We start from the raw sequence: 16,126 nt of genomic DNA on the forward strand, positions 1-16,126 counted from the left end.
ATTAACGCATTAAACTAAATACAAATTATCTTGGGATTAAGTTGTAAGGCTCGATTATAGTCTTCAATGGCGTTTTCATGATTTCCTAATAAGAGATGAGAAGTTGCGCGATCGCAGTATCCTTCTGCTAGATTGGGATTGAGTTGTAGCAATCTATTACTGTCTGCAATTGCACCTTGATAGTCTCCTAAATGGCGACGTGCATTAGCTCTCAATCCATAAACTATAGGTAAGATGGGATTGATTTTTAAGGCGTAATTATAATCTGTAATGGCGTTTTCATAGTCTCCTAAACTACTATAAACTAAACCTCGTTCATAATAGGCTTGAACATCATCAGGATAGATTTGTATTGCTTGGTTAAAATCAGCGATCGCTTTTTGATAGTCTTGGAGATGAGACATTACTAAACCCCGATTATAATAAGCTTCGGCAAAGTTGGGATTAATTGCTAATGCTTGGCTATAATCTGCAATTGCATCTTCATAGTTTTTAAGAGCGTAGCGGCTATTACCTCGGTTATGGTAAGCTGCTGCTAGGCCAGGATTGATTTTTATGGCTTGGTTGTAATCTGAAATTGCTGCTTGATATTTACCGAGAATGTGCAGAATATTACCACGATTACTATAAGCGGCGACAAAATCAGGATAGCACTGTAACGCCTGGTTGATATCTGCAATAGCAGCTTGATTATTTCCACTTTGAAAATAAGCTAAACCCCGTTTATGGAATGCTTTAGCAAGATCAAAATTGATATTTTCAGGTAATTGGGGAGAATTTTTTGTGATTCTTATTACTTGTTGATAATCAGTGATCGCTTGATCAAATTCTTCCAATTCTAAATAGGCGTGACCACGATGATGGTAAGCTGCTGCTAAGTTAGGATTTAGCTGTATTGCCTGGTTGAAAAATGCGATACCTTCGGTCAGCGCAGCTATCGCAGTTTGATAATCTGCGTGTAAATTTTTTTCTGTTCCCTGTTTTATCAACTCTTCAGAATTCATATAATTTGCTGGAATTCAGACTATATATCATACTATAAGTTACAAAAAAAGGGAACAGGGAACAGGGAACAGGGAAGAGGGAACTTTAGTTCTGAGTTTAAAGCTTAGTCAAGAAAAAGATGTTTTTACAAGATGCGTAGCACGAAAAAAACAGTGTCATTATTTCAATCTCATGTTTTTAAACATGAGTTTTTTCTGTTCCCTGTTGCCCGTTAAAAGTTCCCTCTAAAATGACTTGCATTGCTATTGACTGAGCTTTTAAAGAATAATCAACAATTTCTCTATCAATACCATGTAAATGAGTTAACCGCAATTCATCTCTTTGCTGCCAAACTGCAAATATTTTTTCTCGGCCATCATTGAGAGTTGCTGAATCAATTCTATAAACATTATTTATCTGTTGCAACTTCAAACCCAATAAACTTAAAAGTCGATTGAGTATTTTAATTCCTGAAACAACTTCTTTTCCTTTCACCAAATCAATACATAAGGCTCGCTTAATGTGTTTACTACTTTGAATAGCGACATTTTTTAACCAAATAATATCACTATCATTTTCACTAAATACCCTTTCTATTTCTAAAAATTGTAGCATACCTAATGCTCGCATTGCTTCAACTTTGAGAGTATAAGTTTTTAAATCTGGTAAAAAGACTTTACCTTCACCCCAAGATAATTGTTGATGCCATTCTTGTTGATCTCGCGTATGAAAATACTCGCTTTCATGAGTGAGATAATAATGAGTTAAAAGTTGTCCATAGTAACCTTTTTCATCTTGCAGTTTTAACGAAGGAGTCACTTCAATTCCATACCTATCTCTGAGGATATATTTATTTATTTGATTACGTTCTTCATCACTAAGAGAATGTTTAGTTAATAACTGGTCATATTCGACATAATCAATATCTTTGGCCATAGCCACAGAATTTGCTGATAATAATTGATTTTGTTGTTTAATTTCTTTAATTTTGCGTTTAATTTCTTTAGCTTTTTGACGACTTTGCGCCCAATCTTTCTGCACCTTCACAATTTCCATAATTAACCTTTTACGGGTTTCTATCTCACTGGGATCAGTAGCAAAAAAAGCTAACCGTAAATCCCGAAGAATATTATTTTGAACGGCATTACTACGCATAATAATCTTATGTCCATCAACAATTAAACCATCTTGTAACGATTGACGATAAAGACGAATAGAAGCATTTACCCTAGCTGATAATTTAGCCCAAGTTCGTAAATGAATCGGGTCATATACCATAGGTAAATCCACATCTATTTTATGTAAAGGACTGAGTAAAGCTAAATTTTCTTTTTGATTTTCCTGATACCAATGCGATAGTAACTGATAATTTGTACTGCCACTACCAATTAAACCAATACCGCGTTTAGCACACCAAACAACACGGGGAACATCATCCCGCACCCTTGCTAATGCTTGACGTGCTTCCGAGTCAGGAATTACTCCTTGAAAAATGCCATAAACACGATCAAAATGTTGGACATCAATACTAATTCCTGTCCCCAAACTAGGGGTAACAAATACGGTATCATAATCGGTAATTTTTTGATTAATAGCAGCAATAAAATCAGCCGCTGCATGGCCAGGAGTATTAGTAGTTTGGCTACTAACTACCAAAGTATCAGGAAATTCCTTTCTTAATTTCTGTAAACGTTCTTTAAGATAACGTTCAATTGTTTCACAACTATAACGTCCAGTGCGACTATCAGTAGTTACATAACATTTTCGTCCGGCAATTAAATCTAATTCTAATTGATGAATTAATGGTGTTGGGTTAGGTGAATCATAAAAAGTTACATCCCAACCTTGTTGGGGTTTCCAATTATTTACAACTACCCAAGGAGTAATTTTAGTTGCTGTTAAACCTTGTAAATATTCTAGAGAAACATCTGATAAATCAGCGTCTTGGGCAATTACTAAGCCCCCAGTGGTCAAAACCATGGTAATTAATTGCTGAAAGATGCCGAGGATTTTTACCCGTTTATATTTACAAGTATTACTATTAAGTAGATGCCATAAAGATTGTTCAACTTCGTCTAATATTATGATTGCCCCTTGCCAATCTTCTGGATTTAGTTTCCAAAGGGAATCAACGCATAAACCAAAAGATTTAGAAATTGGTAATTTTGAATCTTCTTCTATATTCCATGCTTCATGGCTAATTCCCCAATCAATGCCAATTTTTGCACATAAGAATTTTCCTAAAAGGATACGATGAGTAATTAATAAAACTGGGCGATTATGACTTTTAGCTTGATTAACAACTGCTTCTAATCCAGTAGTCTTGCCAGTACCTTTAGCTGATTTTACTCCTACTAAGCCAGAAGAGGGAAAAGGGATTTTTTCTAAGTAAGCTTGGTTAACAGTCAGCGCCGGAATAATAGTTAAATCTGTGTGGGGTTTAGTTTGCGCTATATAAATTTCTAAATCTACACTTTGACGATAAATTTTCTCAAAACTAGCTGCACCTTTAGCAACAATAAACTCATCAACGCCTTTTTCTATTCCTGGTAACTCAATAACTTTTACAGGACAATTTTGTTGTTGAAATAAACAACCAAGTTGGGAAATAGCATTATTAATAGCAGCAACTTTCTTTGCTTGATTTTCAAAATCAAAACATATATAAAAACTGCGTTTTTTGGTAGCGAAAACTGCTAAGTCTGGGATGAGTTGACGACGGGTAACTTGACCAAATTCATCTTTAACAACTCGATAACCGCTAGTAATTCCAGGAATAGCAATAGCAACATATCCTTGTGTTAACAAAGCTGCGGCTTTTTTCGCACCTTCACAAATAATAATTGAGATATTTAATTCCATCACCCATTGCCAAAAACCCTCTGCTTCACCATCATTATTAATGGTGATATTTTTAGGCATGGAAATGTTATAACGCTGCGCGACTTGCTGCCAAATTTGCCAAGTTACCCGCAGACAAAATACCCGTGTTGGTGTGCTGGGTGGATGTTCATATTTAATAGACTTGCCATTTTTATTTTGTCGGGGTTGGGTGGGTTTAAAGCATCCCCATTCCATCTTCTGCCAATTATTCAGGGGGTCTCTTCCCGAACACCACCAACCACCTTCTGTAATATGGCTGTAACGCTGCAACCATGCACTTTTGATCATGCCAGTATTCGTGCGGGGGAGTTGTTCGGAAATGAGTAGATATTGATATGCGATCGCACCTTGCAACGACCGAAAATTTAGTCGCGTCAAGTGTAAATCTATACAGCTTTCCTTGACTAATTCTTCAAGGTGTTGGGGGTGTAAATAATCCACAAACATGGGCAGAGGCACTAACTGAAGACAACGGAAATAAAACTTTAACACGCATCTGCTGATTTTTGATCAAAAAATTTGTGCCATTTTGGCGCTATTTTTTATACAGTGTTTGTAGAGATACTTCGGTTATTACAGAATGTGCCTATTTTTCCTGTTGAATGGTAAAAATAATAATTTTGTATTGTGATTTTTATGCGTTATTAGTTTTTCTTTATCAGTAGATTTTTCTGAGTATTAGTACAAATACACTTGTATATTGATCATCTTCAATGATTTCAGGAGGTGTAGACATTTTGAAACTTAACCCCCTAATATTATTTGTTCAACTTGTTGTTTGGCTTGTTCTAACAAACTTTTAGCTTCTTTTAGAGTTAAATTCAACCCTCCTTTTGCTGAAACTGGTTCAATAACCAAGCGCCAACTTCAGATTGACTCATTTCACGATTACGGCGTAAAGCTTCCTCTAAAATTGCAATTACTAAACCAGGAAATACCTGTGACTCTTGAATACGTTTACTACCTTGATCTGCCATAGCATAAGCAATGATTTGGGCATTTTGGACATCTACTACCCAATATTCAGCAACACCTAAATCTTCATATAAAGTTCGCTTTGTCCCCAAATCATCAAGAAGAGAGGTTTTCGCAATCTCAATCACCAAATCTGGTGCAGGATACAGATCAAGTTTGATAATACCTGTACCAGTGGGGATAGATTGGGCGCGTTCTCGCAAGTAATACGCCACATCAGGCTGACAGTCCTGAATACCAGTTTTACGAAAAGTAGTAGTGTCTAAACCTGTAGCCAGAATCCCTCTAATTGTCGCAAATAGAGTTACCGCAAAAATAATTACAACATGATCTTTACCATGATCAAAACTAACTGGTGCCATTTCCAGCCTCATATACCCTTTATAGTAGTAACTCTTCGCTTTTTTGTTGAGCAAATTGATAATTATCTGCTCATAATCTGCCCAAGAAGTGTAAATCCATGTATCTGTGGGTAACTGGGTTTGTAACTCAATCATTTTCTAACCCTCCCGCCAAAACGAAATTTTTTGTTTCTTTGCAAAATCTATAAATCCACTTCCAATTTCATCTAAATCATGATCATCAATGCTTACAGTAAGAAAAGAATCATAACATAAGTTACATCTCTTTTAACTCAAGTATCTAGATTTTCACTAAATTTCTTAACCTTGTGTTCACATTTTCAGTACGGAACGCTACCGTAATTGTAGGATAGCGATCGCACTTACCATTTCCGTCAATCCCAATTGAAATTCCCTTATTTATTTTCATCCAAAATCAAAGTAGAATCAGCACTGCGTCCAAATTCTTCTGGTGCATATTGTAAATGCACTTCCGCACCAGGCCAGAGGAAAGTTCCTGGAGTCACAGAACGGACTAAATAATGTAAATTGTAAACTCCTGCTTCCAAATGATCTGCATAGGAAATAATTCTATCTTTATATATAGTTTTATATCCTAATTGCCAACTATCAGCTTTTGCTTGTAATGCGGTTGTTGCAGTTTGAAAACTTTGATCTACTGCTTCAAAACCTGCGGGTAATGGGTCTTTAATTACGAGATGATCGATAGGATGATCTGTGATGATTTCTAAACCAATATCAAACACTTCTCCAGTTTGTAAATTCAATGGTTTATCAAAAGCGTACATTCCCGTTTTTTGAATGACTTTCTCATCATTTACTTTACTAATTTCTCGCGTTACTCGTAAACCGTTAAACCTTCCTGGTTGATTTCCTTGTAAGCGATAACTGTAAGCAGCTAAATAATGTAAATTACCATTTCCAGATTTTTGTAAAACTAAATCATGACGACCACGGGGTAATTTATCCATGTCTACATTTACCTGTAAGCTAGGATTTTGATAACCATTAAATTTGGTTTCTCCTAACTTCTGACCTGCTAATTTTACAGTAGCAAGAAAATTCGGTGGTGTGGGTTGGAGTCGACTATATTCTACTAAAGCAGTTAAAGCTTGGGCATTATCATAAGTTGTTTTCCACGTTCCATTTCGACGTAAATTCAAAAGACTTTGTAATAATTTATCAATGTTTTCTAGTGGTGTTTCTTGGTCGACAAATAAACGTAATGCTTGGGCTTGGGTAGTAGTTGCTGAATTCATCCAACTCCAACTATTTGGTAAATTCACAACTGCACTACGTCCAGTTTCATAGATATTTTTTTGTAACTCAATTCTCATGATTTGCGCTTCATTTTGCCATTCTGGAAACTGGTATAAATATCGGGCTAATTTAATTTGAGTGACTACATCAAAAGCGTTACTTTGTTTGTAAATATCTGAGAGAAAACTATTGCGTTTATCTCCTAATTGTGCTAGGGCAATTAAAGAATTAAGTTGCAGTTGGGATTTGCAGAGTTTGGATTTACAAAAATCATATTGTCCAGGGTTAGCAAGAACTTTTTGTAAATAAGTTTTTAGTCGAGATAATATTTTAGCATCGACTAAACCGGGGTAAATTTGATTAGCTTTTATTAAAGATTCCGCAGCATAACCAGAAACCCAAGGGTCAGATTTTTCTTGTCCTGGTAAAGCAGCAAAACCACCATCAGCTATTTGTAGTTTTTGCAGTTGTTCTATGGCTAGGTTAGCTTGTTTTTGGGGATTAAATTCTGCAAATATTTGATTATATTTTTGGGTGAGAGTTTGTAGATTTGCAGCAATTAATAATTGACTCGCTGCTGGTTCTGCAAATGGTAAATCATTATCTTCTAAAACTTGTTTTGCAGGTGCTTTAATTTCAGTAATTAAGGTATTAGATAATTGAATTTCTAAACCTCCGGTTTCTGGGATGATATTTTTATCAATATTTAGAGGAATTTTTACCTGTTTTTCTGTAACTCCAGTTTCTACAACTTGTTCTGTAATTTCTAAAGGTTTAATTTCCAAAGGAACTGTAAACGCATCAGCTATATTATTTAATTGAGTTGCAAAAGTAACTTTACTTTCTCCCACATTTCCTGCAATCATGGGAAAACGATAAGCTTGGGTTTTTGACTCTGCTGGTGTTTGTAAATTTGTGGTTTTAGGATTATTTTCTGCAAATTTGAGAGAACCGCTAACTTCACCATTAATATTCAAGCTTCCGGTGTTTTCTGTGGTGTTGGTAACGGATAAACCTGCAAAAATGCGATCGCCTGATCTAGCAAATTGTGGGAGAATAGCATTAGTTATTAATGGCTTTGTTGTGATAAATGTCGTTTCCCCATTACCAAACCGCAGATTTCCATCCGTAGCAACAACCATCACCCGCCAAGTTGTTAAATCATCTGGTAATTTAAAAGTAACTGTAGCTTGGCCATTTTCATCACTAATTACAGAACCATTGTAATAAGCTAAAGGTTGAAAATCTTCGCGAATACGAGTATTAGCTAAAGCACTGGATAACCCACCACCATAACCCCAACCTTTGGGTAACATTGCCAGTTGTGGAGTTAATCTTACATCAGGACGGTTATCACTAAATCTAGTAGAAATTGGTTGTTCTGCATAAACAGTATCTACTAAATTTGGAGGACGATAACTAGCAAGTTGTAACACCGCTTCATTTACCACCATTACAGTAAATTGTCCTGAAGTTGGGTTTCCTTGATTATCTTTTAATTCCAGTTTTAAAGTTTCTTCTCTTCCTGGTTCTAAACTTTTTTGATTTGGTTGAACTTGCACTTTTAAATATTTATCTTCCAAGTTAACTTTAAAAGGTGCAAAACCTATTTTAGATAAATTATCTAACCCCTCTAATTTCACCTGATTTAATGGTTTACCTTGTCTAACTAAAACTGCTTGTACTGCTGCATTAGGTAACATTTCCGGTGTGACAGTAAACTGAATTTGTGGCGCACCTCCTATAATTTTGGTAACTTGTTGATAGAGAGGTTTATCTTTAATTACTGCAAAATATAATTCTCCTTCTGGGTAGGGAGATTGAATTAAAGCAGTTGCAATTTCACCAACTTTGAATTCTTTTTTATTTAACTTAACTGATAATTTATCCTTTTCTATACCACCCCAAACTACTTGATTTTCTCCCGTTACCCAAATTTGTAAATCTGTAGCTGTAATATCATCTCCACTTCCGCTAAAATTAGCACGAATGCGGTAAGAACCTGATTCTTTTGGTGTTAAATTTACAGTTTGGGGAATATTAGAAGATGTAACTTCAGTTTTAGCAACTGTTTGATATTCAACTTGGTTTTTCGGAGTTCTGCTACCTTCAATTACTTGGGTAACACTACTATATTTTATCTCTTGTAATTCTAAACTTACCCGTTCATTCTCTAACGGTTTTCCTGTCGCGTCACTAACAATAAATTCTACAGGAAAAGCCTTTCCAGCATCAGCAACAAAATTACTTTTTAAACCAATAAGTCTGTTACTAGGTAAAGCCATGAAAGTTTGAGAATTAGCAACCGATAAATTAGAAACATCTGCAACTTGCACATCTACACGGTAACTCATGGGGTAGGGTAAATCTTTAGCTACCGTTACCGTTTGACTATTTTTACCACTAGCATCTAATTGAGTATTAGTTTGTAAAACATCACTAGAAACATTTGGACTTTCTTCAGGCCAAAACCACTGTCTACCAAAACTAAATTCTTCCCAACCTTTGGGAATAAAATTAGTTTGTTGACGGGTGACAAAATATTTGGCTTTTCCCCCTTGTACTGGTGAACCAAATAAATAATTACTGCTAACATCAGCATTTACTTTATCACCAATTAACGCAAATTCCTTATTTAACTGTAAATCAACTTTAAAATTAGGTGGTTTAAATTCAGCTACCCGAAATTCCCCAGAAATTTCTCGTCCATCTTTACCTTTAGCTTGGATTTTATAATATCCTAAAGGTTGATTTTTCTGAATTGGTAACTCTAAAGAAAATGTTCCAAAGTCATTGCTAGTTTGTGTCCCTAAATCTGATTTTTGTCCATTGGGACTAAATAAAGTTAATTTATAATTAGCATTTTTATCCTGTTGAATTTCACCTTTTTCTAAATAATCTGTAAAAGCAGTAAATGCAGCTTTTTCACCTGGTTGATATAACTGTCTATCGGAAAAAATTACACCTCGTGATATTGGTTTACCACCTTCCCAACCAGTATCAATTCCATAACCATAATTACCGCTATATTCTTCAGTTCTTGCAAATGCCCAATCTTGATTTTCACGGGCAATTACTAACAATTTTGGTAATTTTTCAGCATTAGTATAACATTGCTGTAATGTATCATTCTCAATTTTTAAAGTTCCACTATTATCGGTTTTACCAGTTAAACAAGGTATAGGTTGAGGACGTGATTTTTCAGATAATTTTGATGGATAGATTTCAATGTTTGCAGCTTTAACAGGTGAACCATCACTCAAATGATGAACTCGAATTAAACCTGACTCTGGAAACCATTGACTAAAGACACCTAAATTGGTTAATTGTACCATTCCATAAGTCGTTACTTCTCTCCATAATTGTTTATTATTTTCTTGATATTTATTAGTTCTTGCTTGTACACCATAAGCTAACATTCCCTGATTATTTCCCAACTTGTCTTTTAAGGGAACAGCAATATTAACTGATTGATTTTTTTTCCCTGATATTTTGAAACTTTGCCATTTTTCAGGTTTAGGTAATAAATCATTAGCATTATTTGTGTAAACTAAATCTGTAGGTTTAACTACCAGATAATCTGCTTGATATTTAGATTCTGCTAAATTGACAGCATTAATATTTAACTGTAAATTTTGAGTAGTAGGAAAAATATTTAAATCTCCAGGAACTTGAATATCCCCAGCTAAATCACCAGTATTATATTTAATAGTTAATGGTTTACCTAAACTTTGCCCAAAATTATCTTTGAGATTTCTATCAATACTAATTGTATAAGTCTTAGCAGGTTCTAAAGCATAAGGATTAATACTGACAATTCTATCTTCATCATAGATTTGTAAGACTCTATCAATATCTTTAGGTTTGGGATTAATTTTAATATGTGCTTTTGCAGATTCTGGTAATAAGATATTATTAAATTCTAGCTGAGGACTACCTTTAATAAATCTGCCATAAGTTCCCCCTGCGTCTGGTTCTCCATAAGGTTTAATTCCCTCAAATGCTAATGGTGAATAAGTTGCTAATTTACTCACAAACTCTTTATCACTAGGTAAATTTCCATAAGCTGGAAGAATACCGGCAGAAAATCTTAATCGGTAAGATGTCGCTTTTTTGAGATTTTGACCAAGAGTAATATTATAAATCCAATTCCGTGCAGAAGGGTCAAATTTTTCTAAAGGATCTAAATTTTCTGGTTCTTCTGATTTCGCTAAATCTACCTGAAAACCTACCCCTTTATTTTTACCTTCAGGAATTAGTTGTAAATGTTTTTGAACCGAACCTAAATCTAATTCTAAATTTGAGGTAAATTGTAACTTTGGTTTTAAATCAATTGGTTGAATTTCTGCTTTTTCAATTGGGTTAACACCAGGTAAATTGCTGATTTCAAGGGATTCTGTATTAAAAGTCCAAGCCAAATCTTCATCTAAACGATGATTTTGTAAATCTGCTAAACCTGCTTTAAGAGTCACTTGTACTCGCGTAGCTTTCGGTAAAGCTTTATCAGCTTGAAACCCTACCATACGCGGTGTTAAAAAACGAAACTTCCCCGATAAAGGTGGCCAAATTGCAAATTTAGTTAATAATTCCTGCTGTTGAGGACTATCAAGACTTTCAACAGGAATTAAAGCTTCCTTAAAGCGAATTCTAATTTGACTGAGAGTATTTGCATCTCCCAAAGGACTGATTTGTGCTATCCAATCTGGTAATTTTGGGGGTGTAAGTAATGCAACTGTGGGTAATTTTTCCTTACCTGGGGTGATACCAACCAAATTACAACCAGCTATACCTAATATTAAGATGATGATAAATAAAAAATGTCGCAATTTCATAATCATATTTTTGAATAAATTGAAAAACTTTAACTCTGTAGGTTGGGTTGACGAAGGAAACCCAACACTTTGGAAATAATTGGAGATAAATTTTGTTGGGTTGCGCTGTCGCTTAACCCAACCTACTTATATAGATAACTAATCAGGTGTTATTTGTTCCCGAATTGAATACAATTCTTAACGATTCAAAAATATTGATTTTTTTTGATTTTTTTCCGAAATCGCCTTAACAGCCATTGAAATATAAACCCATGAAACTTAAAAATCTGACTCTCCGCGTCTCTGCGTCTCTGCGTGAAATAAAGTCCTATCTTCCTTATTTCAATAGATATATTCTGACTGTAATTATCATTTGTTTAATTATACGGATAATACCTTATTTTATCCCTATTCATAGTCAAAATATCGCTCAAAATAAATTAGCTTTGCAATTTACAGATCGTAACAGTTTACCATTGGGAACTATCCTCACCCATGACCAGGAGCATACATCAATTGTACCATTAAATCAAGTCTCACATCAATTTATCAACGCGATTCTAGCAGCTGAAGATGGCAGTTTTTATCAACATAGTGCTTTAGATTTAAAAGCCATTATTCGCGCTACTAAAAATTCAATTGAACATCAAAAAATCGTTTCTGGTGCATCCACAATTACCATGCAGTTAGCGCGAATGTTGGATAATTCACCCCGGACTATTTCTGCAAAAATCAAAGAAATTTGGTTATCTTGGCGATTATTTGCAGGAATGAGTAAAGATGAAATTTTAGCAGCTTATATTAATCGTCTACCGATGGGAGGAAATATTTACGGTGTGGAAGCAGCATCACAAATTTATTTTTCAACTTCTGCAAATAATTTGAATTTAGCCCAAGCTTCGCTTTTAGCTGCTATTCCTAATAATCCTACTTATTTTAATCCTTATCAACATCGGGAAAGGTTAAAAAAAAGGCAGAAATATGTTTTAAATCAAATGGTAAAAGATGGATATATTACTCAAGAATCAGCGGAAAATATATATCAAGAAAAGGTAATTTTTCAACCTCGTGAACAGGGAATTATTGCTGCACCACATTTTTTATTTTGGTTAGCGAAGGAAATTACCGCACCCCTAATCCCTCCCCGCTTTTCGAGAGGGGAACTAGAATCTTCTCTGATTCAAACTACAATAAATCTCCCTTTACAGCAGTTTGTGGAAGCACAAGTACAGCAGATTATTGATTCGCTTACTGATAAAAATGTCCATGATGCAGCTGCTGTGGTAATTGACAACTACTCTGGGGAGGTTTTAGCTTACGTAGGTTCACCGGATTATTTTAATGATGTGAAATTAGGAAAAAACGATGGAGTACAAGCTTTGCGTCAACCAGGTTCAACTTTGAAGCCGTTTGTGTATGAATTAGCTTTAGAAAAAGGCATTATTAAACCTAATTCTATTTTGGCTGATGTTCCTTCTCATTACGCAATTCCAGGAGCAAAATTATATAGCCCTACAGATTATACTAATAGTTTTCTTGGTCCTGTACGGGTAAGAGTTGCTTTAGGAAATTCTTTGAATGTTCCTGCGGTGAGAGTATTAGAAAAAGTTGGTGTCCAAACTTTCTTAAATCGGTTGCATGAATTAGGTTTTGAACACTTAAATAGAAGTGCTGAATATTACGGTTTGGGTTTAACTTTGGGTAGCGGAGAAGTGAATTTATGGGAACTTGCAAGGGCTTATTTAACTATGGCAAATTTGGGACAAAGTAAGCCGTTAGTAACTATATTAAATCATGCCCCAATCCCCAATCCCCAATCCCCAATCCCCAATCCCCAAAACTGGCAGTTAATTATTAATATGTTAAGCGATCACTATGCCCGTGCTACGGCTTTTGGTGTAGAATCAGTATTAAATTTGCCCTTCCCTACGGCTGTCAAAACTGGAACTTCTTCAAATTATCGTGATACCTGGACAGTGGGCTTTAGCACTGATTATACTGTTGCTACTTGGGTGGGAAACTTTAACGGTGAACCTATGCGTCAAGTATCCGGTGTTACTGGGGCTGCACCGTTATGGAATCGCATCATGTTACATCTGCATGAAAATCAACCACCTGTGGACTTTTCACCACCAAATGGGTTAGTACAGTTACCAATCTGTGCCAATACAGGGTTAAAACCTACACCTGATTGTAGTTCAGTAGTACAGGAATATTTCTCACCAGAAGATAAAATTGCATATCAAAATTCTGCTGATTTTAATTTATCACCTATGTATGATGAATGGTTAGCAAAACAACCACAATCGAATTTTCCATCTGATGAATTAAGGATTTTATCCCCCCGTGATGGGGATTTATTTCTACTATCTCCTGGTGCAGAAGCACAGCAAAAACTAGAGTTTAAAGTTGCTGATAATTCTCATCAGTCTGTTGAGTGGTGGCTAAATGGTAAACGATTATCTACACAATCAAATAATGCTATATTTTGGCATTTACGCCCTGGTCATTGGACTCTGGAAGTCAGAGCAGGTAAGATGCAGCATCACATCAATTTTCAAGTAGAGGTAGGAAATATGCAACCGGAAAACCAAGGCTTTTCTGTAGCACCTCCTACCATTTCTCCATATTCTGTTAATTGATTAATTAAAAAAAACCAAAATAAAATCTTTCTTCCGGAATAGGGTTAAAAAAAAATGATGTTATAAATTAGGACTGAAGTTTTTATTAAAGGTATCGAACCATGACTAACATCCAAGAACACAAATCTGCTAAAAAAACTAAACAATCCTTTTCGCCTGTTGATATTGGTACTCCTAAAGTTCCAGTTCGCAAAAGCAAAGCGAAAAAGCAAGAACGTGAATTACTCAGTGACTGGGAACACGCCAGTTAAGATAATTTTCGATTTTGGATGCTAAAACTTTTCCTATAGTTCATCTTTTCAACTTGGTATAATTCACGAACTACAGGTGACAGCACAGAAATTAACTGAACAGAAAGACAGTACAGGCTGAAAAATTGTTAAATTGAGGTAACAATCAAGACTGTACAATGTGCTTTAGCCTAAGTTAAAAATGAAAGTAGCAATTACGGGAGCAACAGGATTTGTCGGTAGTCGTTTGGTCAAACGATTGCAAGATGAAGGTAATAGAGTATTAGTGTTAAGCCGGAATACCAATTTTGCCCACAAAGTTTTTCCCTCTCAGGCTTTCCCAAATGTAGAAATTATGGGCTATACGCCAGGTGTATCTGGTGCTTGGCAAGATACTATTGCTGGTTGTGATGGTGTGGTAAATCTGGCGGGAGAACCCATCGCGGAAGAACGTTGGACACCAGAACGTCAGCAAGCTATTCTCAACAGCCGCAAAATCGGTACACAAAAAGTTGTGGAAGCTATAGCTAAGGCTAACCCTAAACCATCTGTATTAGTCAACGCTTCGGCTATCGGCTACTATGGGACTAGTGAAACTGCTACTTTTGAAGAAAATAGCCCTTCAGGTCAAGATTTTCTGGCTCAAGTCTGTCAAGAATGGGAAGCAGAAGCACAAAAGGTCAGGGATGCTGGTGTGCGCTTGGTAATTTTGCGCTTTGGCATTGTTTTAGGCCACGGTGGCGCTTTGGGGAAAATGATTACACCCTTCAAATTGTTTGCAGGTGGTCCAATTGGTAGTGGTCAGCAGTGGTTTTCATGGATTCACTTAGACGATATTGTTAATTTGATTATCCAAGCTTTAACTAAGTCAAATATGCAAGGCGTATACAATGCCACTGCTCCCAATCCGGTGCGGATGACAGATTTAAGTAATACAATGGGACAGGTAATGAATCGTCCTTCTTGGTTGCCTGTTCCTTCTTTTGCTTTAGAAGCGATGTTGGGAGATGGGGCAATTGTAGTTTTAGAAGGACAAAAAGTTTTACCTCAACGCACTCAAGCCTCGGGTTTTAGTTATCAATATCCTAATTTGCAATCAGCATTGACGCAAATTTTGAAGTAATAGGGATTGGGGATTGGGGATTGGGGATTGGGGATTGGGGATTGGGGATTGGGGATTGGGGATAGAAAAAAGTTATTATAAGAAAATCGAGTGAGCCAAAACCACGCTCGGCAAAGTATCGGAGCATGGCGGAGATATTTTGCCGTGCTAAGGAACAGTGGATGTAGGCGAACGGATTGCCCATGCGTGGGGCAGTCATGGTATATTGTTTTTAACAGGAACGGGTAATCAACCTGTATAAAAACCTAACTGCCTAACGGCAATCTGTACCTTGACAATTGAAGATATGGGGTTCTATTCCATAGTTCTAGTTCCTACCCAGGAATAGGTAAAATCTTCATGGGGGCTAGACAACACAGAATTTAAACTCAAACAAAGTTTGCAGTAATGCAACTACCTCGCCCGCTGGGGGAAAGTAACGCTTGAGGAGAGAACCACCTCGCTTGTTAGACACCGCAAGGGATCTAAACTAAGTGGACTCGTTGAATCAAGAATCTGCGCTCCTTTAGGACGCAGAGTGTCAACCTCTGCACCTCTGCGACCCTGCTCCCTGTCACCTACTATGACTAATTTTTCATCAATTTCTTAGACACCCAACTGGTAATTCCACTGAGAAGCGCCCCACCCATAAGGATGCCAATAGCTGGGTTAAATAGTGGTATCCACAGTTTATGCCATAAATCTAAACCTAAGTTGATTCCTGAAGCATTACCAGCAACTGCTACAGCAAACCAAATAAAACCCAAAATCACTAAGAAAACATCAGCAACTAATATTATATTGAGCCAATTTAACAATTTATCTTTCATATATTAAGTAAGTGGGTGTTAAAAATTGTCGTTATGACAAAGGAATA

The 16,126-nt window shown here is 36.0% G+C and carries 8 protein-coding genes; 3 read left to right on the plus strand and 5 right to left on the minus strand.

The annotated features are described in order from the left end of the window. Window positions 1-14 precede the first annotated feature (14 nt). From VB694_RS00935 to VB694_RS00950, 4 genes are all read right to left on the minus strand, one after another. Complete coding sequence (locus VB694_RS00935) at window positions 15-1,004, minus strand: tetratricopeptide repeat protein (RefSeq protein WP_323358435.1); 990 nt, start codon at window positions 1,002-1,004, stop codon at window positions 15-17. Between the two features lie 178 nt (window positions 1,005-1,182). Then, a complete protein-coding gene (locus tag VB694_RS00940) occupies window positions 1,183-4,314 on the minus strand; it encodes a plasmid replication protein, CyRepA1 family (RefSeq protein ID WP_323358538.1) in 3,132 nt (1,043 codons plus the stop codon). Between the two features lie 374 nt (window positions 4,315-4,688). After that, on the minus strand, window positions 4,689-5,339 hold the full coding sequence (locus VB694_RS00945; protein WP_323358436.1) for a Uma2 family endonuclease: 651 nt from the start codon (window positions 5,337-5,339) through the stop codon (window positions 4,689-4,691). A 260-nt stretch (window positions 5,340-5,599) separates the two neighbouring features. Next, on the minus strand, window positions 5,600-11,302 hold the full coding sequence (locus VB694_RS00950; protein ID WP_323358437.1) for an alpha-2-macroglobulin: 5,703 nt from the start codon (window positions 11,300-11,302) through the stop codon (window positions 5,600-5,602). A gap of 245 nt (window positions 11,303-11,547) precedes the next feature. Between VB694_RS00950 and pbpC the strand changes: the two genes are divergently transcribed. From pbpC to VB694_RS00965, 3 genes are all read left to right on the plus strand, one after another. Then, window positions 11,548-13,917, plus strand: coding sequence for a penicillin-binding protein 1C (gene pbpC / locus VB694_RS00955; protein WP_323358438.1), 2,370 nt, complete (start codon window positions 11,548-11,550; stop codon window positions 13,915-13,917). A 101-nt stretch (window positions 13,918-14,018) separates the two neighbouring features. Continuing rightward, entirely contained in the window at window positions 14,019-14,168 is a 150-nt protein-coding gene (locus VB694_RS00960) for a hypothetical protein (protein ID WP_323358439.1), read from the plus strand. Between the two features lie 181 nt (window positions 14,169-14,349). Continuing rightward, a complete protein-coding gene (locus tag VB694_RS00965) occupies window positions 14,350-15,270 on the plus strand; it encodes a TIGR01777 family oxidoreductase (RefSeq protein ID WP_323358440.1) in 921 nt (306 codons plus the stop codon). 566 nt (window positions 15,271-15,836) lie between these two features. Here VB694_RS00965 and VB694_RS00970 read toward each other — a convergent pair. Further along, on the minus strand, window positions 15,837-16,079 hold the full coding sequence (locus VB694_RS00970) for a hypothetical protein (RefSeq protein WP_323358441.1): 243 nt from the start codon (window positions 16,077-16,079) through the stop codon (window positions 15,837-15,839). Window positions 16,080-16,126: the final 47 nt, after the last annotated feature.

The organism is Anabaena sp. UHCC 0451 (genome assembly GCF_034931405.1).
GTDB lineage: Bacteria > Cyanobacteriota > Cyanobacteriia > Cyanobacteriales > Nostocaceae > RDYJ01.

Coding starts and splice junctions, on each gene's coding strand:
- VB694_RS00945 (WP_323358436.1), bottom strand. CDS start 5,339: ATGATTGAGTTACAAACCCAGTTACCCACAGATACATGGATTTACACT.
- VB694_RS00960 (WP_323358439.1), top strand. CDS start 14,019: ATGACTAACATCCAAGAACACAAATCTGCTAAAAAAACTAAACAATCC.
- pbpC (WP_323358438.1), top strand. CDS start 11,548: ATGAAACTTAAAAATCTGACTCTCCGCGTCTCTGCGTCTCTGCGTGAA.
- VB694_RS00970 (WP_323358441.1), bottom strand. CDS start 16,079: ATGAAAGATAAATTGTTAAATTGGCTCAATATAATATTAGTTGCTGAT.
- VB694_RS00940 (WP_323358538.1), bottom strand. CDS start 4,314: ATGTTTGTGGATTATTTACACCCCCAACACCTTGAAGAATTAGTCAAG.
- VB694_RS00950 (WP_323358437.1), bottom strand. CDS start 11,302: ATGATTATGAAATTGCGACATTTTTTATTTATCATCATCTTAATATTA.
- VB694_RS00965 (WP_323358440.1), top strand. CDS start 14,350: ATGAAAGTAGCAATTACGGGAGCAACAGGATTTGTCGGTAGTCGTTTG.
- VB694_RS00935 (WP_323358435.1), bottom strand. CDS start 1,004: ATGAATTCTGAAGAGTTGATAAAACAGGGAACAGAAAAAAATTTACAC.